At 28.1% G+C, this 21,199-nt stretch carries 19 protein-coding genes; 3 read left to right on the forward strand and 16 right to left on the reverse strand.

Translation table 11 applies throughout. The annotated features are described in order from the left end of the window. Window positions 1–3 precede the first annotated feature (3 nt). The 5 genes from saoT to nadA all read right to left on the reverse strand — a co-directional run bounded on the left by saoT (window position 4) and on the right by nadA (window position 3,990). Window positions 4–261 (reverse strand): thioredoxin-like (seleno)protein SaoT, encoded by a 258-nt coding sequence (gene saoT / locus ACTG48_RS13250; protein WP_243192668.1) that lies wholly within the window; start codon window positions 259–261, stop codon window positions 4–6. An 88-nt stretch (window positions 262–349) separates the two neighbouring features. Further along, on the reverse strand, window positions 350–682 hold the full coding sequence (gene saoD, locus ACTG48_RS13255; RefSeq protein ID WP_021385110.1) for a DsrE-related protein SaoD: 333 nt from the start codon (window positions 680–682) through the stop codon (window positions 350–352). 262 nt (window positions 683–944) lie between these two features. Further along, window positions 945–1,781: a carboxylating nicotinate-nucleotide diphosphorylase gene (gene nadC, locus ACTG48_RS13260; RefSeq protein WP_479917090.1), complete on the reverse strand. Its 837-nt coding sequence runs from the start codon at window positions 1,779–1,781 to the stop codon at window positions 945–947. Further along, on the reverse strand, window positions 1,762–3,063 hold the full coding sequence (locus tag ACTG48_RS13265) for an L-aspartate oxidase (protein ID WP_021385088.1): 1,302 nt from the start codon (window positions 3,061–3,063) through the stop codon (window positions 1,762–1,764). The genes nadC and ACTG48_RS13265 overlap by 20 nt, the downstream gene beginning before the upstream one ends. A 12-nt stretch (window positions 3,064–3,075) precedes the next feature. Next, window positions 3,076–3,990, reverse strand: a complete 915-nt coding sequence (gene nadA, locus ACTG48_RS13270; protein WP_021385143.1) for a quinolinate synthase NadA — start codon at window positions 3,988–3,990, stop codon at window positions 3,076–3,078. 383 nt (window positions 3,991–4,373) lie between these two features. On the opposite strand from nadA, the gene ACTG48_RS13275 reads away from it, so the two are divergent. The 3 genes from ACTG48_RS13275 to ACTG48_RS13285 all read left to right on the forward strand — a co-directional run bounded on the left by ACTG48_RS13275 (window position 4,374) and on the right by ACTG48_RS13285 (window position 6,847). Further along, on the forward strand, window positions 4,374–5,831 hold the full coding sequence (locus ACTG48_RS13275; RefSeq protein ID WP_479917091.1) for a carbon starvation CstA family protein: 1,458 nt from the start codon (window positions 4,374–4,376) through the stop codon (window positions 5,829–5,831). A 219-nt stretch (window positions 5,832–6,050) separates the two neighbouring features. Beyond that, window positions 6,051–6,479: a hypothetical protein gene (locus tag ACTG48_RS13280; RefSeq protein ID WP_479917092.1), complete on the forward strand. Its 429-nt coding sequence runs from the start codon at window positions 6,051–6,053 to the stop codon at window positions 6,477–6,479. 59 nt (window positions 6,480–6,538) lie between these two features. Continuing rightward, window positions 6,539–6,847, forward strand: coding sequence for a DUF1540 domain-containing protein (locus tag ACTG48_RS13285; protein ID WP_021385244.1), 309 nt, complete (start codon window positions 6,539–6,541; stop codon window positions 6,845–6,847). Between the two features lie 146 nt (window positions 6,848–6,993). Here the strand turns inward: ACTG48_RS13285 and ACTG48_RS13290 are convergent, their stop codons facing one another. The 11 genes from ACTG48_RS13290 to ACTG48_RS13340 form a co-directional block, all read right to left on the reverse strand. Beyond that, window positions 6,994–8,016: an AI-2E family transporter gene (locus tag ACTG48_RS13290; RefSeq protein ID WP_021385219.1), complete on the reverse strand. Its 1,023-nt coding sequence runs from the start codon at window positions 8,014–8,016 to the stop codon at window positions 6,994–6,996. A gap of 174 nt (window positions 8,017–8,190) precedes the next feature. Next, window positions 8,191–8,697, reverse strand: coding sequence for an NUDIX hydrolase (locus ACTG48_RS13295; protein ID WP_021385184.1), 507 nt, complete (start codon window positions 8,695–8,697; stop codon window positions 8,191–8,193). A gap of 48 nt (window positions 8,698–8,745) precedes the next feature. Further along, window positions 8,746–9,447, reverse strand: a complete 702-nt coding sequence (locus tag ACTG48_RS13300; protein ID WP_021385203.1) for a YczE/YyaS/YitT family protein — start codon at window positions 9,445–9,447, stop codon at window positions 8,746–8,748. Between the two features lie 217 nt (window positions 9,448–9,664). Next, window positions 9,665–10,735 carry a butyrate kinase gene (buk, locus tag ACTG48_RS13305; RefSeq protein WP_021385231.1) on the reverse strand — a complete coding sequence of 357 codons (1,071 nt, stop codon included), beginning with the start codon at window positions 10,733–10,735 and terminating at the stop codon, window positions 9,665–9,667. A 52-nt stretch (window positions 10,736–10,787) separates the two neighbouring features. Then, window positions 10,788–11,363, reverse strand: coding sequence for an indolepyruvate oxidoreductase subunit beta (locus tag ACTG48_RS13310; RefSeq protein WP_021385150.1), 576 nt, complete (start codon window positions 11,361–11,363; stop codon window positions 10,788–10,790). Window position 11,364: 1 nt separating this feature from the next. Continuing rightward, on the reverse strand, window positions 11,365–13,152 hold the full coding sequence (gene iorA, locus ACTG48_RS13315) for an indolepyruvate ferredoxin oxidoreductase subunit alpha (protein ID WP_021385153.1): 1,788 nt from the start codon (window positions 13,150–13,152) through the stop codon (window positions 11,365–11,367). 60 nt (window positions 13,153–13,212) lie between these two features. Further along, a complete protein-coding gene (locus tag ACTG48_RS13320) occupies window positions 13,213–14,472 on the reverse strand; it encodes a pyridoxal phosphate-dependent aminotransferase (RefSeq protein WP_021385193.1) in 1,260 nt (419 codons plus the stop codon). Window positions 14,473–14,735: 263 nt separating this feature from the next. Next, window positions 14,736–16,727: a sigma 54-interacting transcriptional regulator gene (locus tag ACTG48_RS13325; protein ID WP_021385125.1), complete on the reverse strand. Its 1,992-nt coding sequence runs from the start codon at window positions 16,725–16,727 to the stop codon at window positions 14,736–14,738. A gap of 16 nt (window positions 16,728–16,743) precedes the next feature. Continuing rightward, complete coding sequence (locus tag ACTG48_RS13330) at window positions 16,744–18,573, reverse strand: diguanylate cyclase (protein ID WP_479918798.1); 1,830 nt, start codon at window positions 18,571–18,573, stop codon at window positions 16,744–16,746. An 83-nt stretch (window positions 18,574–18,656) separates the two neighbouring features. After that, a complete protein-coding gene (locus ACTG48_RS13335) occupies window positions 18,657–20,465 on the reverse strand; it encodes a diguanylate cyclase (RefSeq protein WP_479917093.1) in 1,809 nt (602 codons plus the stop codon). Between the two features lie 163 nt (window positions 20,466–20,628). Beyond that, entirely contained in the window at window positions 20,629–21,048 is a 420-nt protein-coding gene (locus ACTG48_RS13340; protein WP_479917094.1) for a DUF3785 domain-containing protein, read from the reverse strand. Window positions 21,049–21,199 lie beyond the last annotated feature (151 nt).

The following is a 21,199-nucleotide window of genomic DNA, read 5'->3' on the forward strand; positions in this document are numbered from 1 at the left end:
CTTTTAACTATTATTTATAGCTTCTACTATTGCCTTTTCAATTGTATCTTTATTTAATCTGTCATATTTCTTTTTCTGATTTATTATTAATGTTCCTTTTGTTATAATTCCATATTTTTTTACATATGAAAAATCTTTACCTGCCTGATACAGTTTCACTTCCAATTTATCAGTATATTTTTCTGACATTTTTTTTATAAACACTCCATGCTCATCACAAGATGGTCAAGTATTTATAAATTCAACTAAAACTTTAGACATTTGTTCATCCCCTACTCAAACAATTTATCCTTGACTTAAAATAATCCACAGAAAATAAGTTTTCCCATGGATTGTATACCAAACTGTTTTATAATGTTATGACTTGGTCTACACCTGCACTACCTAAACAAGCATATAAGTTTGGAAAGCATCCAATCGTAGCCCCATCAACCAAGTTATTCTCTATACCTCTCTCTATAGCACATTGGTCACAAGCCATTATTATCATATCCGTTTTTTTATGTAATTCACTTAGTTTTTCTCCTATTGGATTTCCTTTCGATAAGAATAATGTATTATCCATAAAGAAAAACATCCCTAGAACATCTACTCCATGAGTTCCTTGTTCTAATTGTGGTATTATCATTTTGTCTAAAATCTTATGTACATTAGTACTATTAAAGATATATGCTACTTTCATTTTTATTCCTCCATCCATTTTTTTCCTAAATTTTATACAAATTTTTACATATACAATTATATTATAAGTTCTTCTATATTTATATGTAAAATAGATAATAGCTATATCATTAAAAGTATATATAGTATTTATCTATATTTATTAAATTATTGATTAACATTTTTCTATTCTTATTAATTTTAATAAATAAAAAATAGGCTCCTTAAACTTATCAAGTAAATTTAGGGAGTCTATCTTAATTAAATTTATATCAATATCAAATTTATATATTTCTCAGATTTTTCATACTTATATCGAGAGCTTTGACAGAATGTGTAAGTGCTCCTACAGAAACAACATCCACTCCAATTTTTCCTATAGATTCTATGGTATCTAAATTCACATTTCCAGAAAATTCTACAATGGCTCTTCCATTTATAATATCTACAGCTTGTTTTGCCATTTCTAAGCTCATATTATCCAACATTATTATATCTGCTTTTGCTTCTAGAGCTTCTTTTACCATATCTAATGTTTCCACTTCTACTTCTATTTTTCTGACAAAGGAAGTGTTTTTTCTAGCTAGTTCAACTGCATTTTTAACACCACCAGCAGCTCCAATATGGTTGTCTTTAAGCAATATTCCATCAGATAAATTAAATCTATGATTACATCCTCCACCTACTTTGACAGAATATTTATCTAATATTCTAAGATTAGGTATCGTTTTTCTACTATCTAACAACTTTGTATTTGTACCTTCAAGCTTTTCAACATATTTACTAGTAGTAGTAGCTATACCACTCATTCTCTGTAAATAATTTAATGCTACACGTTCTCCTACAAGTAAATTTCTAGTATTCCCAGTTAATACAGCTATCTTTTCACGATTTTTTACTTTATCACCATCATTTTTATATAACTCTACATCTACACTTCCAAGAATCTCAAACACTCTCTTAAATACACCTAAACCAGCTACTATACCATCTTGCTTACAAATTAAATCTACAGTAGACTTAGAATTTTCATCCACAATAGAATTAGTTGTTATATCTTCACTTGGCACATCTTCTACTAAAGCATCCTGTATCATTCTATCAATAATCAAATAATTCATCGCCAAAATCCTCACTTGTTCTTTCAATTTCTTTTATAACTAATATTCTATTCTCTTTTTTTATCTTTTCTATATCTATGTCCATATCTGGTATATCTATAAATTTAACTTTTATATTGTCCATAACTGAGTTTATATTTTTGGCTGCTCTCTTTGAAAATACAAGTCCTTCAAGTAAAGAGTTACTTGCCAGTCTATTTGCTCCATGAACGCCTGTACAACTAATTTCACCAACTGCATATAAATTTTCCATAGATGTTTTTGAGTCCAAATCGACATGTATTCCGCCCATAAAGTAATGCTGTGCAGGTGATACTTTTATGTATTCTTTAGTTATATCTGTTCCTCTAGCTAGACATTCATTGTAAATAAAAGAAAATCTATTAATTAAGTATTCACTACCTAAATGTGTTGCATCTAAATATACATAAGGTGAATTGTCTTTTTCCATTTGTTCAAAAATAGCTTTTGAAACTACATCTCTAGGAAGAAGTTCATCGACAAATCTTTCCTTATTTTTATTTAAAAGTTTAGCTCCCTCTCCTCTTAGTGATTCAGATATAAGCATTCTCCTACCTTCACTATTCTCTTCATAGAAAGCTGTTGGATGTATTTGAATATACTCTAAGTTCTCTATTTTTATATCATTTCTTAAAGCTATAGCGATTCCATCACCTGTAAGGTGTCTTTGGTTAGTAGAGTTTTTAAAAAGCCCACCTATTCCACCTGTTGCTAAAACTACCACTTTTGAAAAAACATGAATCTCTTTTTGAGACTTAAAAAGTCTAGCTCCAATACACTTATTACCATCTTTTAATATATCTAAAAGATATGCATCTTCTATAAGAGTTATATTTTCTCTAGTTTTAGCTTCCTTTAATAAAGTCTTAAAAACAACCTCTCCAGTATTATCTTTACTATGAACTATTCTATTTACACTATGAGCTCCTTCTCTTGTGTAATCTATCTCTCCATTTTCTCTATCTAAAGGCATACCATAATCTACTATTTGTCCTACATTTTCAATAGATTCATCTGCAAGAACTTGTACTGCTTCAACTCTATTTTTATACTGTCCAGCCTTCATTGTATCTTCCACAAAAGACTCTATATCATCAATATTTCTAGCAGTTGAAATTCCCCCTTGTGCAAGATATGTATTATTGTTTTCAATTGTAGATTTTGATACTACTAATACATTTAAATTTTTTTCTAAATTTAATGCACAATATAATCCTGAAATACCACTTCCAACTATTAAAACATCTTGTTCTAAATTCATAAGTCTATCCCTCTATCCTTCTGCTAATCTGTGCATATTAAGCAGTGAATTTAAAGCTTTTTCCATAATTTCATCTTCTACAGTAACTTCATTTTCCATATTTTTAAGTGTACTGTATAAATTTTCTAATGTTGTCTTTTTCATATCCGTACATAGTATTCTTCCTCCAGGGATATAAAAGTTTTTATTAGGATTCTTTTTCTTTAATTCATGTAATATTCCTTCTTCAGTTGCTATTATAAAATTCTTATTTTCACTATTAGTAGCATATTTTATTATTCCTGATGTACTTCCTACATAATCTCCTAAATCTCTTATTTCCTTTTTACATTCTGGATGTACCAATACTTCTGCATCTTTATACTTATCTTTTAATTCAATTATTTCTTCAGCCTTTATATTGTTGTGGTATTTACAATATCCGTCCCAAAATATAAAGTCTTTATCTGGAAATTTCTCTGCAATATATCCTCCTAGGTTTTTATCTGGAAGGAATATAATTTCTTTATTATCTATGTTTTCTAATATTTTAATTGCACTGGACGATGTAACGGAAACATCACAATGTGCCTTGACTTTAGCTGTAGAGTTTATATAACATACAACCAAAGCATTTGGATACTGTTGTTTTAGTTTTATCACGCCTTCTTCATCTACCATATCTGCCATAGCACATCCAGCGTTACTTACTGGCATTAATACAGTTTTCTCAGGTGATAATATCTTAGCACTTTCTCCCATAAATCTTACCCCACAAAATACAACCACATCTTCTTTACAATCTCTAGCAATTTCACTTAAGTAATATGAGTCACCAACTGCATCTGCTAATTCTTGTATTTCTGGTGGTTGATAAAAATGGGCAAGTATTATTGCATTTTTTTCTTTCTTTAGCTCTTTGATTTGATATGTTAAATCTTTATCCATAATCGCACCGCTTTCTATATGTACTAGTGTATATACACCTGTAAACTCATTATATCACTTGACTATTCTTTCTTCAAGAATTTTAGACCTCTTAATATTGTTAAGATATAGACATTTACATTATCAATTGATTTATCTTTTTTACTTACCTATTTAAACTATTTTTTATGTTTTTTAATTTTTTTGTAAAATATTATCAGAATTTTGTTTATATTCTTTATTGCTATAATATTGAAAATTTTATCAAACACATGTATACTAAGTACATGATTATGTGTATGTATTAATTTCTGAAATTATATTACTTTTAGTATTTTATAGAATTGGTAGGTTATTTCAATACGTATACAGAATCCAAAAAATTTTATAAATGGGGTGATATTATGACAACGTTCTTAATTGGATTGGCTATATTACTAATAGGAGGTGCTTTATATGGTGCTTATTGTGAAAAAGTATTTAGCCCAGATGACAGAAAAACACCTGCTCTTGCTCAGAGTGATGGTGTAGACTACGTTCCAATGAAAAAATGGAAGAATAGTCTCATTGAATTGCTTAATATAGCTGGTACAGGACCGATTCTAGGACCTATCCAAGGTATATTATTTGGTCCAATAGCATTTATACTAATCCCTATTGGTTGTGTATTTGGAGGAGCTTTACATGACTATATGAGTGGAATGATTAGTATAAGAGAAAAAGGAGCGCAGATGCCTTCACTTATCAGTAGATTTTTAGGTAACAAAGTCTTTCAAGTCTATAATATATTCCTTTGCCTATTAATGCTTTTAGTTGGTGCAGTTTTTATTTACACACCTGGAGATTTGGTTGTTACACAAATCTTAAACATGAAGTCAACTATAAATAATCCAGTTGTATGGATAGTTTACGGAATTATTTTTGTATATTACTTATGTGCAACACTATTCCCAATTGATAAAATTATAGGAAAGGTATATCCAATATTTGGAGCAATCCTACTTTTATCTGCTGCTGGTGTTGGAATCGGAATATTTACACAAGGTTATGATTTAGCTAATTTAAGTCTTGCGAATTGGAAAGGTATTCATCCTGATGGAATTCCTCTTATCCCTACATTCTTCGTTACAGTTGCTTGTGGTATAGTTTCTGGATTCCACTCAACTCAAGCCACTCTTATAGCAAGATCAGTTTCAAATGAAAAAGAAGGAAAAACTACTTTTTATAACATGATGATTTTAGAAGGTTTAATTGCAATGATTTGGGCTGCAGCTGCTATGGGTATTTACAATAAAGGTATACCTAAGGAATTGATAGGCTCTCCTGATGTAATAGGCTTAGTTGCAAGAGATTTACTTGGTTCTATTGGTGGAATCATCGCAATAATAGGTGTTATCGTTTTACCAATAACTTCTGGAGATACAGCTTTAAGATCTCTAAGATTAATGCTTGCTGATTATTTTCATTATGACCAAAAGGAAAAGAAACATCGCGTTATACTATCAATATGCATATTTATTCCTGTCATAGCAATTCTGATATTTGCAAAACTTAGTTCTTCTGGATTTAATATATTATGGAGATACTTCTCATGGAGTAATCAAACCATCGCTATATTTGCATTTGCTATGATTACAGTCTACCTTATAATAAAAGAAAAAAATTATATTATAAGCTTAATTCCAGGTATGTTTTATTCTTTTATCATATTTAGCTATATATTCAATGCTCAAATTGGATTTAACTTAAGTATAAATATATCCTATATTTTAGCTGCTATCTTTACTGTATTATATGCTGTTTTAACCGTCTATTATGGTAGAAAGTTAAAAAACAAGGCAGATGTTAAACTAGCTGACTAAAATCAACTAAAGTTACACTTAGATTAAACTTTTAATATAAAAATCATAAAAAGAGACTGTCTCAAGCTAGAGATTGTCTCTTTTTATTCAATTCATAAATAAATAAGTATTTACTCTTTATTGGAATATTTATCCTGTATTTCTAATATAAATAAATAAAAGTTTTAAAATAATCTACACATTTATATACTTAAAATAAATTTTTTTGGAGGAATACTTATGAATAATAAATTACATGAACTTGAAAAAAATCTACCAGAGACATCTTGCTCTTTTTGCACACATCTTTTATTCAAGGGGCCTAGCCTAGACTATAGATATGATATTAGATGTGTTATTTCTGATACTAAGCCTGATTTTAGAGGGTGTTGTGAATATTTTGAACCAGAGTATACAGAGTTAGATACAGGAGATTTAGATAATCTATACATAAATTTTCTTGAAACATGCCTCAAGGTGAATTACAATGATTACATCAATTCTATGTACTGGAAATTATTTAGAGAAAGAATTTTACTAGAAAACAATTTTAAATGTTCTATATGTGGTTCAACTGAAAATATAGATGTATATCATATCAATAGAAATTTAGGAAGAGAAACTTCAAAAGATGTAATTGTTAAATGTGATAAATGTAATTGTAAATAGGTGTATAAAATTTAAATAACTTCACATAATAAGTGTAAATAAAACTTAGGAGGTTATTTATGAAAAATAATAATTTAAATTGTGACGCTACTAATTGTGCTTATAATACTAGTGGATACTGTTATGCTGGTAGCATAAAAGTAGATGGAATGCAAGCAACTACTACAGGAAATACTTATTGTGCTTCTTTTGAAGACAAATATACTTCTGGAATAACTAGTCGTTCTAATGATACTAATCAAGTTGATACAGACAATATTCATTGTGAAGCTGTAAAATGTAAATACAATAAAAATGAACTTTGTAAAGCTGAAAAAGTTCATATAAATTCAGGAAATGCAAGTTGTGAAACTTTTGAAATGAAATAAATTTCTTGTTATTTAATTATATAGTATTTATAGAAATCAAAATGGAACCTATAAAATAGACTTCTTTTATTAATGACGTCTATTCATAGGTTCTTTTTTAAACAAATCATAAGTCACATGCACAAATAAATTATTGCTGTAAAATATTATCTAGAAGTAAATTTAACACCCAAAATATCCATAAGGAACATGAATATTGGAACTCCAATTAATAATCCCCATACACCTAGATAATGCTCTCCTACAAGTAAAATAATAAACACAAAACAAACTGGAAGTTTTGTTCTATTTGACATCAATTTAGGATTCAATATGTATGTTTCTACTGCATGTACTATACAAATCATTGCCAAAACTCCAAGTACTTTCGTTATTCCACCTATATTAAAAGCTATTACAGTTAATGGAATTAACGATACTATAACACCTGCCACTGGAATAAGACCTAATACAAAAATCATAAATCCTAAAGCCCATATTTGAGGAAATCCCATGAAACCTAAAAAAATCATAGAAACAACAGAGTTTATAAACGCAATCATAACTTGTACTTTCATTACTTCACCAAAGTTTTTCACAAAACTCTTTCCAAAAAACACAAGGGAATTATAAATGAAGGAAATCTTACTATCTGCAAGTTTATTTCCAAATTTTTTAATATCATTTTTTTCAAGTAAAAGAAGTAAACTCAATAAGAAACCTAATAATATGTTTACTCCAAAGCTTCCAACCTTTGTCGCTGTTGATGCTATAAGTAGCCCCGCCTGTGAGACATATTTATTAAAATCTAACTTTGAAACAAGAGGATAAAGTTTTGGTCCTAGAGATTGAGCAAATTGATTTACATCAAAATCACTAAAAATCCTACTTAGCTCCGTAAGTTGTACTATAATTATTGGTACAACTGCATAACTAATCAATACCAATAATACAGCAAATAGTAAGTATAACACTACAATTATCAGCGAATCAGGAATAATTCTAGAAGAAATTTTATTAATTCGCTTTCTTATGGCTACAAGTAAATTATAGAAAATAAAGGTCATTATAAATGTTAAAAGAACCATATTTAACATGTACCAGAATGTAATTAAAATAATTACTACAACAGATATAGAAACAATTTTATATTTTGAACCATCACGTGCCAATTCTTTGTTATCTTCCACAGTTTAAATCCTCCCCAAATCTTTATGACTTTACAATGCTACTTTTTTTTATTCTAATTCTAAAAAATAATCAGAAAAACTTTAAAAATAACTTATTAATTCTTCATAAAACAATATTAAAATCTAGAGAAGATAATTCTATATAATCATATTTATACTAAAATCTGCTCCACATCATAAGTTTAAATTATTATTATCTATATCATATAGTAATTCATATATTTCTGGATATTCAAAAAACAAACCATCCTTTATCAATTGTCTTATTTTATCTGTACTTACCCATTTTATATCACTTACTTCATCTTCTTGCAAAATAGCTTTTGATATATCATACTCTTTCTTAACAAAATATACATCCCAAAGTGTATCATCATGAATCATACTTCTAAAAACCTTCATTTCATCTTTTGATATATCTATCCCTATTTCTTCCTTTGCTTCACGAATTGCACCTTCCAAACTCTCTTCTCCAGAAACAATACATCCAGTTGTCATTCCCCACATATTTGGCAATGTCTTTTTACTTTTAGACCTTTTCTGAATTAAAATTTGAGAGTTACTATTTAAAATCCATACTTCAACTGCTAAATGATAATAACCTTCTTCAATAGAATTACCTCTTTCTATAACCTTTCCTGTTTTAATTCCATCAGTATTATATAAATCCCATAATTCCATTTCCAAATCTCCTTACCTTTACATAAATTAGATAAAATATAAATATACTTAATTTTGCTCATTTTTTATTGCAACACTTGATTTACATTTATGTTCATCGCTTTTCTTCTCTTTCCAATCTTTTATATCATCTATAATAAATCTATGCTTAAGTGACTTTGTATCAAAGTTAAACATCCTAAATACTATTTGTAGTACATATCCTAATCCTAATGCACTTACAAGCGTACCAATACCTACAGAACCTCCTAATAACCAACCAACAACTAATGCTAGTATTTCAAGAATTGTTCTAACAAGGCGTACTGATTTATTAGTTTTCTTCTGAAGTGCAATCATAAGACCATCTCTTGGTCCACTTCCCAGGCAAACACCTAAATATAAAAAACTTGCTATAGCTGCTAAGATAATTCCTATAACAACCATAAAGACACCTACATAAGTGTTACTTGCATGAGGTATTACTTCAGAAAATATTACTAAATCAATAAATATTCCTATAAATGTCATGTTCAGTAATGTACCCCATCCTATATTTTCACCAAAAACTGCATCCAATATAACGATTATAACTCCAACCATTATAGATGCCTGACCTATAGTTATACCTAATTTTATAGATAAACCTTGATGAAGCACATCCCAAGGCATAAGCCCAACATGTGCATTAATCATCAATACAGAAGAAATTGCAAATATAAAGAAACCTGAAAATAATCTTATCATACTTTTTAAATTTATTTTTCCCATCAAAAATCACTCCTCATAATAATAATAACAATAAATACCAATAAAATATATATATAAATACAAAATTTTACATAACTCTTCATTAATTTAATATAAAATTTCAATCACAAAAAAAGTGGCAATCCAGATTTTATACACTTTTACCTATGTTCTAAGCTTTCGTGTATAAAAATGGATATACCACTTTTTAATATATAAACATTTTTAGTTGTTCTTATTAATTTTCACTATAAATTCTAGCTTCTTCTTCTCCATTTAATACTCTTAAAGTCCCAAAAGCAAGTGACTCTAGCTCATTTTCTCCTGCTATAATTTCTACTGGTGCTATAAATTCAACCTTCTTTTTAACCATTGAAGTAAACATTTCAGAATATGCAATTCCACCTGTTATAATTATAGCATCTACTTTTCCATCTACTACAGTTGCTAATTCTCCAATGCCTTTTGCTAATTGATAAGCCATTGCTTCATAAATAATTTTTGCTTCTTTATTTCCTTCTGCTATCATTTTTTCAACTTCTCTAGCATCTACAGTATTTAGATATGAAACTATACCACCTTTACCTCTTATCTTTTTAGTCATTTCTCTTTCTGAGTATTTGCCTGAATAGCAAGCTGCCACTAATTTTGTAGCAGGTACTCTTCCTGACCTTTCTGGAGAAAATGGCCCTTCATCATCAGATAACATATCAACCATTCTTCCATTTTCATGAAGATAAATACTTACTCCTCCACCAATATGAGCTACTATTAAGTTTAAACTCTTATAATCTTTCCCATTATCTTTAGCATATTTTAAAGCCATTGCTCTAGTATTTAATGCATGCCCTGTACTTGCTCTATCCATTCCACAAAGTCCAGATACTCTTGCTACATCTATAAGCTCATCTACTGCAACAGAATCATAAATATATGAGTTTATTCCAAGTGGCTCTGATATTGCATGTGCCACAACAGCTCCTAAGTTAGAAGCATGTTCAAGCACTGGTCTATGTCTAAGTACATCAATCATTTCTTCATTTACTAAATATGCTCCTGATTTTACTGGTGGTAAAACTCCACCTCTTCCTACTATTGCACTAAGAGATTTTAAATCTATATTATTTTCTTCAAGAATATTCAAAACAGCTTCTTTACGCATTTCAAATTGGTCTTGTATTGTATTATATTTTGCAATCTCTTCAGCTGGATGGTCTATTGTCTTCACAAGAATTTGTTCTTCTCCATCGTATACTGCTATTTTTGTAGAAGTAGAACCTGGATTTATGGCTAATATTCTGTAAGTCATAATTTTCTTCCTTTCACCTTAATTTCTATAGTTTATCTATATCTATTATAAACTATTTGCTAACCATTTCCATACCTTCATGGAAAGCTTTTATGTTTAATTCAATAAATTTTGGTTTAACATTTTCACTTATAATTTTTTCCCAATCAATAGACTCTAACTCCATAGATTTAACTAGACATCCTAATAAAATAACGTTCATTATTTTTGAATTTCCTAGTTCTTCAGCTTTATCAGCTGCATTTATAACTTTTGCATTTAATCTATTTAACTCTGCATCTATATCACTTTCTAGATATTCAGCTCCTCCGATTAAAACAGTCATAGAATCTATTCTATAGTCGTTTACTAAAGCTTTTCCTTCTGGCTTTAGATAATTGAACCATCTTAAAGCTTCCATTTTTTCAAAAGATACTAATATATCTGCTCCACCAATTTCTATAACTGGAGAATATACACAATCTCCATATCTAACTTGTGAGGAAACTGAACCTCCTCTTTGACTCATTCCATGTATTTCACTCATTTTTACATCGTATCCAGCTTCCATCAATCCCATAGTTAATAATTTACTAGCAAGTATAGTTCCTTGACCTCCTACACCTACCAAAAGTATACTCTTAGTCATATTATTTTTCCTCCTTAACTATTGCTTGTTTTGGACAAACTTGTGAACATACTCCACATCCTACACACTGATTTCTATCTATATTTGATAATTTATTTTCTTTATCAAATGATAGGGCTGGACATCCAGTTTTCAAACATAATTTACATCCAATACATTTATCATGGTCAACCTTACACTTAGTCTTAAATGGGTTATTAAATTCTTCTATATCTTCTTTAGAGAATTTTTTAAGTACACATGGCCATCTTGTAATTATTACTGATGGTTCATCTTCTATAGCTAAAGCCCAATCTAATGCTTCATTTACTTCTTTTAAATTGTTAGGGTCTATAACTCTTACATGTTCTATTCCGCAAGCTTTAACTAATCCTTCTATGTCAACATCTTTAGTTTTGGCACCTTGTAAAGTATATCCTGAACCTGGATTTTCTTGATGACCTGTCATTCCAGTTATTCTATTGTCTAATATAACTGATATAGAATTTCCTCTATTGTAAACTACATCTAAAAGACCATTTATTCCTGTATGGAAGAAAGTTGAATCTCCAAGTACACCTACTAATCTTTTTTCGTTTCCTTCCTTCATATTAAGGACTTTTTGAGCTCCATGTGCAGTTCCAAAAGCAGAACCCATACAAACAACATAATCTATTCCATTATATGGAGGAGCAAATCCAAGAGTATAACATCCTATATCTCCACCAACTATTAAATTTTTTCTCTTTCCAAGTTCATAGAAGAATCCTCTATGTGGACATCCTGCACAGAAACTTGGTGGTCTTGGTGTTACTAATTCAGATTTGTATTCTATAGTATCATTTGTTTTTCCAAATATAGCTTTTCTTAAAACATCTGGTGTCATTTCTCCATATGGAGGCATTACATCTTTTCCAATACAATCTATTCCATATGCTTTTATTTGTTCTTCTATAAATGGGTCATTTTCTTCTATTACATATATTTTATCAACTTTATCTGCAAATTCTTTTATTTTTTCATAAGGTAATGGATTTGTAAATCCTAACTTCATATATGATGCATTTTTTCCAAATACTTCTTTAGCAAAATTACAGCACATACCTGAAGCTACAACACCTATTTTTGTATCATTTATTTCATAATAGTTTAAGTCAGTTTCATTTGAGAATTTTTTAAGAATTTCCATTCTTTCTTCAACAACGCCCCTTCTTATTTGAGCATTTGCTGGAACAGTTACCATTTTTTTAGCATTTTTAGTATACTCTTTAATTTCAACTTCTTCTCTATCATAACATTCTACTAAACCTTTTGAATGACAAAGTCTTGTTGTAACTCTATATAAAACTGGTGTATCATATTTTTCACTAACTTCAAACGCTTCTTTTATCATATCTTTAGCTTCTTGGCTAGTTGCTGGTTCAAATAAAGGTATCTTTGCAAATTTTGCATACATCCTATTGTCTTGCTCATTTTGAGATGAATGCATTCCCGGTTCATCTGCTGTAATAAGTACCATACCACCATTTACGCCTGTATATGCATAAGTAAATATCGGGTCAGCTGCAACATTTACACCAACATGTTTCATAGAAGCCATAGTTCTTGCTCCTGCAATTGAACCCCCTATAGCAGCCTCAAGTGCTACCTTTTCGTTTGGAGCCCATTCTGCAACTATTGCATCTTTATATGTTGCTATATTTTCTAATATTTCTGTACTTGGAGTCCCTGGATATGCGGATGCATATTTAACACCAGCCTCATAGGCTCCACGTGCAATTGCCTCATTACCTGTCATCAATTGTTTCATATAAAATTCCCTCCATCTACAATTATTAAATTCATAGTCCACCCAATTTGTTCAATGAAATTAATTATTTATTTTTACTTCTAAACTTTCAAGTGCTTCTTTTATAATACTTGGGGCTTTCTTACATTTTTCTTCTGAAACTGCACAAACTGCAAATCTTAAGCCCATTTTTAATGGAACTGCAAATAGATTATGTTTAGTTAATTCTTCACATACTTCTCTTGGATTATCACATGGTATACTTACAAAGAATCCTGCTATATACGGAAGAATTTCTAAGCCTACTCTTTCAGCTTCTTTTACAAATACATCTGCTCTTCTAGTTAGCATTTTTTTGTATATTTCTTTTTCATCTTCATATTCTTTGAATTTTTTAGGGTCATTTACAATGTTAGATAATACTGCCATGGCACTTCTATTACAATTTGACCAGTTTGCTCTACATGAATGAACACATGAATAATGGAACTCTTCAGCTACATCTTCACTTGAAGATATACAAATTATAGCTCCCATTCTCATACCATAAGCTGTAAATCCTTTTGACATACTGAATCCAACCAATACAAGAACGTTTTCAGGAAGATTAGAAAACTTCTTAAAAAACTTTCTACAGACATTATCATCACCTGCAAAGTCAATATATGCTGAATCTACGAAAAATATTATCTTTTTATCTTTATCTTGTGCGATTTCTTTTGATAAATCTAATATTTTATCCCATTCATCATCTGCAACACTATATCCAGTTGGATTGTGAGCTGGCGTATTTATAATTGTAAAAACTCTATCCTGTTTTTCTGCTATATTTACAAAATTTTCTTTGAATGACTCAAAATTAAATCTTCTATTTTCATCAAACAATTGGTAGTTTACTACTTTTCTATTAGCTTCTTCAGCTATACTTACATATGGACTCCAGAACCAATCAGATGTTAAAACTTCATCACCTTCATTAGTATAGTTCCATACAGCCAATTTTATTGCACCACTTCCTCCTGGTGAAGCTAATACTCTTATATGTCCTTCTGGTAAGTAATCTCTGAAAAATACTTTTTTAACTGCTTCTAAGTAATCTGGCTGGCCTTCAAGAGCCGCATATGCACCTATCTCACAGTTATCTAGTGCCTTATATTCTTCATATACAGTTTTCATTGTTATTAATTTTCCTGAATCATCCATTAGAGCGCCTATTGTTGCATTTATTACATTATCCATACCTAAAGCCTTCTCTGCTGCTTGAGCTCTACCAGATATGCTAAATATAACATCGTTTTCTTTTGGCCACATTGCATGCTTACCAACCATACTTTGACTCATACCATCACCCCTAAAATTGTATTTACCTCTCACATTATATATTAAGCAATTAGCATGCCAATAAATTTTACTTTATGTAAAACTACTTTTGTTTAGAATTCTGATTTTTTTCATTATTAAATTAAGTATTTTAGTTATTTTTCTTGTAAATATATATGCTTGTCTAAAAAAACAAAAAATTGCAAAAAAACAATGTTAATTTTTTTTAACACTTGTTTAAAAAAATTAACATTATTTTTAAAATGATATATATGTATTTCTATCTAAAGATTTTTGTTATACTTTTTCCATAAAGATGTCCTACTTATCCCAAGAACTTGTGCAACTTCATTTTTGGAAAGCCCCTGAGCAAAAAGCATGCTTATTATTTTTTCTTCAACATACTTATTTACCTCTTTTACATCTATACATACCTTACCATCATTTATCTTACTTATATCTACAACTTCATCTTGTATTTCTACACTGGCTGTCGTTTCAGAATTAAATTTGTCTATTTCAGAGCTAGATTCTACTTTTTGAGTTTTAAAATCTCGTTCTTTTCTCAATTTAATTTTTCCTGTCACAACATATTTCTGGGCTATTGTTTTCAATTCTCTTACATTTCCAGGCCAACTATAATTATACAGCTTATTAATTTCATCTTCAGTTAAAACAAAATTTTCATCTATGCTGTTTATTCCATTAAGACCATCATCCTTTAATACTTCATTTACAAAATTATTGAACAGTGGTATTATATCTTCTCTTCTATCTCTTAAAGGCGGAATATTTATCTCTAAACTACTCAACCTGTAAAATAAATCTGCTCTAAATGTACCCATAACTATTTTTTCAGTTAAAGATTCATTTGTTGCTGCTATGATTCTTATATCCAAAGGTATTATATAGTCAGAACCAATTCTCATTATTTGGCGTTCCTCTATTACTCTCAATAGTTTTGTCTGAATATTAAAGGATAGACTATTTATTTCATCTAAGAAAAGAGTCCCTCCATGTGCAAGTTCAAATAGTCCTCTTTTTCCACCTTTTCTAGCACCAGTAAACGCACCTTCTTCGTATCCAAAAAGTTCACTTTCAAGCAAATTTTCTGCTATAGTAGCGCAATTTATTGCAACAAAAGGTCTATCTTTTCTTCTACTTATGTTATGTATACTATGAGCTATAATTTCTTTACCAGACCCACTTTCTCCATATAGTAAAGTTGTATAATCACTTTTTCCAATTTTTTTAGCTTCTTCAATAAATTCTTTAGTTAATTTATCTTTAAATAAAAAATCATCAAAAGTATATCTAGCATAGAGACCTTTTTGATTTAAATCAAATCTTATTTTTCTTTCTAAGTTTTGTAATTTTGTTATATCTTGTATTATTCCTAAGACTCCATAAGTGCTATTGTCTACTTTTATCAATGTAGTTCTAGTATTAACAATTAAGCTATTTATATTTCTTATCTTTCTATCTTCTACATCATTTTTTTCATGTAAACAGTCTAACATCCACTCCATTTTGGGAAATACATCTAGTATGTATTTATTAAGTGCACATTTTCTCTCCACTTTAAGCATGTTTTTTGCACTTTCATTGTATAAAATTATACTACCATTACTATCTATAGCGATTACTCCATCTTTTATACCATCAAGTATATTTCGTAAGACTTCATTATTAAATTTTTCTTCACCTAATGTATCTAATAATTTCTTACAATACTCAACAGCCTCTCTTATAGATTCATCACTCGCAGTTGCAAATACACTATCAATGCCATATTGTCTTGCAAAAGAACAAGCTAGACCTCCACCTACTATTACTACTTCATCTTTTTGGTCTATATATTTTACAACCTTACTTCTTATTTCATATTTAGATTCAAACCATTCCTCGGTTATTTCAGTACTTATAACATTTCTCCAGCCAACATAATCAAAAGAAACCTCATTATCTCCAAGAATCAATACTACTTTTTTAGAATATCTCTTTGCTATTTCTATTGCCCTTAAGAGGTCAGTTGATTTCATATTCATTGGTATAACAGGTACATTTACTGTATCTATTACTAGACTATAACCTCCACCTCTACCAATTATAGCTTGTGCACCTTTTTCAACAAGTATACGTCCTTGATTTTCCATTAAGTCTAGATTAAGTATGTCGATTATTAAAGTTCCATTTTCTACATCTTCTCTATATAATTCTTCTATTCTTTCTTTTAATTCAATATCAGAGGCTATAATTCCTATTTTTTTTCTCAATAAAATCACCTCAATTTTAAATTATAATATATTGATTTCTACCTGCTTTTTTTGATTTATATAGGTTTTTATCTGCATCTTCAATTAATAGTTCAACATCTTTTCTACTACGACATCTTTTTATACTTACTCCAGCACTTATAGTTATATATTTTTTTACTTTAGAATGCATATGTTCAATACCTTCAAATTCAAGAAGTTTGAAGACTCTTTTAATATATAATTCTATATTATTAATTTCTTCAATATTTACTGATTTTATAGAATCCACTAATATTAAGATTTCTTCGCCTCCGTATCTAATTATGTGTTCTGTAATATCTATAAATACATTTCTTATAATATCAGTTACCTTAATTATAACTTTATCTCCTGCTAGATGACCATAGTTATCATTGTAACTTTTAAAATAATCTATATCTACCAATATTGCGACCATATTTTTATCTCTGACTCCATTAAATAAATCTAATTGTTCTTCCAAATATCTTCTATTATATAGTTGAGTAAGTCCATCTTTTAAAATATCATTTTCTAACTTTTTATTATTATACACAAGAGCCCTTAAACTTTCTTGTTTTTGTCTAAGTTCATATTGTTTATGAATTCCCTGAGATGTTTTATAGGAATTATTTTTTTCCCACTTATCAGAGTACCAATCCATACTTTTATAATATTCTATTGCTAGTTTAAAATCTTTTTTTAGTTCATATCCATTTGCTATTAGTCCATAAAATATAGACATTTTTTTAGGGTTTAATGAACTTTTTTTAACTAAGTTTAAGCCTTTTAGATAATAGCTTATACCTTCATCTATACTACCAAATTTTATATATAAGTCTCCATACAACTTATATATATAATCTAGTTTAGAATTATATATAAAAACATCTCCAAAGCTTTTATATATGTTTTTTGATAAAATCAAATATGCATTTACTATTTCAAAATTAAAATTATCTTTCTTTAACTCAATTTCAGCTGAATACAAAAATATAAATGAGTACAAATAATCTTTATATACTCCTTCAACAACTTTCATCAATTTTATAGCATTTACTAAGATATCTTCTGCTTCTTTGTTCATACCTTCCTTTAGATACGCCCATATAAGGTCTATTTTTATGGCAACTCTTTCAGTTAGTGATATTGAATTATTATTGTGTGCAACATCTAGTACATTCTTTATGTATTTTATAGCTTCTATATTATTTCCACTTTCCAAATAACACAAGCTTATTATACATTTGCAAAAAGCTTCTATAGAATATAAGTTATTTTCTTGAGCCAACCTTAGGCATTCAATTAAATACTCCATGCTCTTTATAAAGTTATTAAATAAATATAGATAGACTCTTCCAAATATATAGTTTGCTCTACTTACAAGCGTTTTGTTTTTTAAATTTGTAAAAAAAGATACTTCCTCTACTAAGGATATTACGTCCGTTTTGGTCTGATATAATGCACTTATTTCTACACATAAATTCATATTAAACAAGACTAACAACTCATTTAAGTGATATTGTTTTATAATTTTTTTTGCTAAAAAATAAAAGTTATTTGCCTTATCATATTTTCTTATAGAAATAGCTGATAATGTAAGATAGATATAAATCTTAGATATTATTTCTGCATTCTCTTTTAATGGCAATTTTTTAATATCCTTTAATGAATCTATCAAATATTTGTATGATGCTTCCCTATCTTTTTTTATATAGTTTATTAAACTAATTAAATATAAAACATAAACTTTATTCTTAACTTCTATGTTTGTATTTAAGAGTTCTTTGTGATAATCCAAGATGTAGTTTAAATCTGTCAAATTTAGATAGAATTTAGTCAACATATCATATTCTATCTTTTTTATATTTCTCTTTAAATCTTCTATTGAACATCCTTTCAAGTAAATCACCAATCCTATTTAAATAGTTAAAAATTCTTAAAATCATGATAATGCAAGCATCTATTTCTTCCACTTTGTTTTGCTTTATACAAGGCCTTATCCGCATTTCCAATTATTTCCCTTATATCTATACTACTATTTTTACATGTATCAATACCAATACTAACAGTTAAATTATTGTTTAAAAATTTTTTTACAATTCTACACAACTTTCTTCCAAATATTTTACTTTTTTTATAATCTTTACATACAGACAGTACTAAAAATTCTTCTCCACCGTACCTTATCATAAGCATGTCTTTTTTTAGATATTTTTTTATTATTGTAGTTATATTTTTAAGAGCAATATCACCATTATAATGCCCATAGGTATCATTGTAGTCTTTAAAGTAATCTACATCTATCATAAACGCAGTACTGTATTCGCTGACTTCCTGCATTTCTAAAAAATCATTCAGAAAACTTCTATTATATGCACTTGTCAAATGGTCCATATATTTTTTCTTATCTAAATCAATTTTTACTTTTCTCATGTTATTTATTTCTTTTTCAATATATTCGTGTCTATAATTTAAAGAATCTATATAGTTTCTATTTCTAGCTTTTACATACATCATTTTTAACTCATAATATATTTTAAAGTATTTCATACTCATTTCATAATCTTGAAGCTTTTCAAAACACATATATATATTCTTATATGATAACTTCACATAATTATAATTTTTAGCATTTTTAGATTTCTCAAGTAGTTTTTTGCTTGTATTTAATGCACTATTATAATCTCCAAAACTATAATATATCTTTACTTGATGATAATCTACTTCCAAATCATACATTATATATTCTTCTTCATTTTTTATAATACTTAATATATTTTTAGCTCTATCTAAATAACAAATTGATTGTTCAAATGAGTTTTCATTACTTTTTGCATAATACATAGCTAAACTTATAAATAAATCGAACTTCTCAACTTCTTTTAAATTTTGATTTTTAATTTTTTCTAAATATACTTCAGATTTTGCTAAATTATTTATCGCCTCAGAATAGTTTTTAGTTTTTATTAATATTCTAGTTATATTATTTGATGCTCTATATTTTTGTATTGTATCTACATTTATATATTTTTTATTACTTATTACTTCATTAAAATACTCTATTGAACCTTCATAATTTTCAAATGAACACTCACATTCACCTATTTTTATATTACATAACGAAGATACTTCCATGTCCTTCAATAAATCTGCATATTTTCTTGCTTTTAAAAAATTTACTTTAGCAATTATAGCATCATCTAAAAACAAAAAATATATTTTACCAACAATAAAAAAATATATTTTTTTACAATTAAAATCGTTGATTTCTTTTACCTTTATATATAAATCCTCTATCTCTTTAATTATTATAGAAGACTCTATACACTTACTTGCCTTAATATAAATAAGTTGTGATTTGAAAATAATCTCTTCAATTGAACAATTATTATCATTACAAATAACATTAAATTTATCTATATGTAGCTTTGTATTATTTATATCTTCATTTTTAAAACTTAAAATAGCTATTTGTGAATAAAATCGTGCTAGAAACTTATAATCTTTAGGTAAGTCTTTACTAATATATTTATAGGAAATCAAAATATACTCTTTCATTTTTTCACTAAGCCCTTGAATACCATATAATAAAGCTAACAAAAAATTTAATTTTAATAGCATCAAACTATTTTGTTCAATTTTATAGCAATCTATTGAATTCTTTACTACGTCAATTTTATTTTCAATAAAATCATTATTATTCAATAATCTTTCATTCAAGGTTAACCTAAACATTAAATCTAAAATTGTATCATCTATCTCTTCCGAACATTTAATATATATTGTAACTCACCTCCGACTTACATTATCTCATAAATTTAGTAATTTTCCATACTATTTGATAAAAAAGTCGGTGTCCCAATTTAGAAATTTCTCCTAAATTAAGACATACTTTACATTAAACTATACAATTTTCTATCTGAATTATATAATCCTGACAATTTTTGCAAATTATCACACTCACAATATAACTATTATCAACTTTATTTGCTCTTGATAATTTATTAAAAGATAATCCTTCATAATCACTAGATATGTTACTTATTACATATTTTCCATCTTTACTAAAAATATAAAAATGATATTCTAAGAAAGGAAAGAATTTTTTCTTTTCTTTAACTCCTTCTAGACATAATGGACATGCCTCTTGATAATATTCTATGTCAAAATCAATCTCATCTACTTCATTAAGTATATCAATTATTTTTGAAACACTTATTCCTTGAATTGGATTTTCTTCATCATTTATTAAAGCACTACAATTCTCCTCTTTTAACAAATATTCCTTATCATCATATATAAACTTATATAAACTCATATTATATCCTCCTTATAATTATTAATCTCCAAGTTATTCTACCACTTAAATAACCTTAATAAAAGTAATTGTTTATAATATCTTCAATTAATTAAATCATGTATACATATATCGTCATACATTTACATTAATTAATTATCTTAAAATCCAA

The organism is Clostridioides sp. LIBA-6822 (assembly GCF_056688955.1).

Coding starts and splice junctions, on each gene's coding strand:
- ACTG48_RS13330 (WP_479918798.1), bottom strand. CDS start 18,573: ATGTTGACTAAATTCTATCTAAATTTGACAGATTTAAACTACATCTTG.
- saoD (WP_021385110.1), bottom strand. CDS start 682: ATGAAAGTAGCATATATCTTTAATAGTACTAATGTACATAAGATTTTA.
- nadA (WP_021385143.1), bottom strand. CDS start 3,990: ATGGATAAAGATTTAACATATCAAATCAAAGAGCTAAAGAAAGAAAAA.
- ACTG48_RS13320 (WP_021385193.1), bottom strand. CDS start 14,472: ATGAGTCAAAGTATGGTTGGTAAGCATGCAATGTGGCCAAAAGAAAAC.
- ACTG48_RS13335 (WP_479917093.1), bottom strand. CDS start 20,465: ATGTTTAGGTTAACCTTGAATGAAAGATTATTGAATAATAATGATTTT.
- ACTG48_RS13265 (WP_021385088.1), bottom strand. CDS start 3,063: ATGAATTTAGAACAAGATGTTTTAATAGTTGGAAGTGGTATTTCAGGA.
- ACTG48_RS13340 (WP_479917094.1), bottom strand. CDS start 21,048: ATGAGTTTATATAAGTTTATATATGATGATAAGGAATATTTGTTAAAA.
- iorA (WP_021385153.1), bottom strand. CDS start 13,152: ATGAAACAATTGATGACAGGTAATGAGGCAATTGCACGTGGAGCCTAT.
- ACTG48_RS13300 (WP_021385203.1), bottom strand. CDS start 9,447: ATGGGAAAAATAAATTTAAAAAGTATGATAAGATTATTTTCAGGTTTC.
- buk (WP_021385231.1), bottom strand. CDS start 10,735: ATGACTTACAGAATATTAGCCATAAATCCAGGTTCTACTTCTACAAAA.
- ACTG48_RS13285 (WP_021385244.1), top strand. CDS start 6,539: ATGAAAAATAATAATTTAAATTGTGACGCTACTAATTGTGCTTATAAT.
- ACTG48_RS13310 (WP_021385150.1), bottom strand. CDS start 11,363: ATGACTAAGAGTATACTTTTGGTAGGTGTAGGAGGTCAAGGAACTATA.
- ACTG48_RS13295 (WP_021385184.1), bottom strand. CDS start 8,697: ATGGAATTATGGGATTTATATAATACTGATGGAATTAAAACAGGAAAG.
- ACTG48_RS13280 (WP_479917092.1), top strand. CDS start 6,051: ATGAATAATAAATTACATGAACTTGAAAAAAATCTACCAGAGACATCT.
- ACTG48_RS13275 (WP_479917091.1), top strand. CDS start 4,374: ATGACAACGTTCTTAATTGGATTGGCTATATTACTAATAGGAGGTGCT.
- nadC (WP_479917090.1), bottom strand. CDS start 1,781: ATGAATTATTTGATTATTGATAGAATGATACAGGATGCTTTAGTAGAA.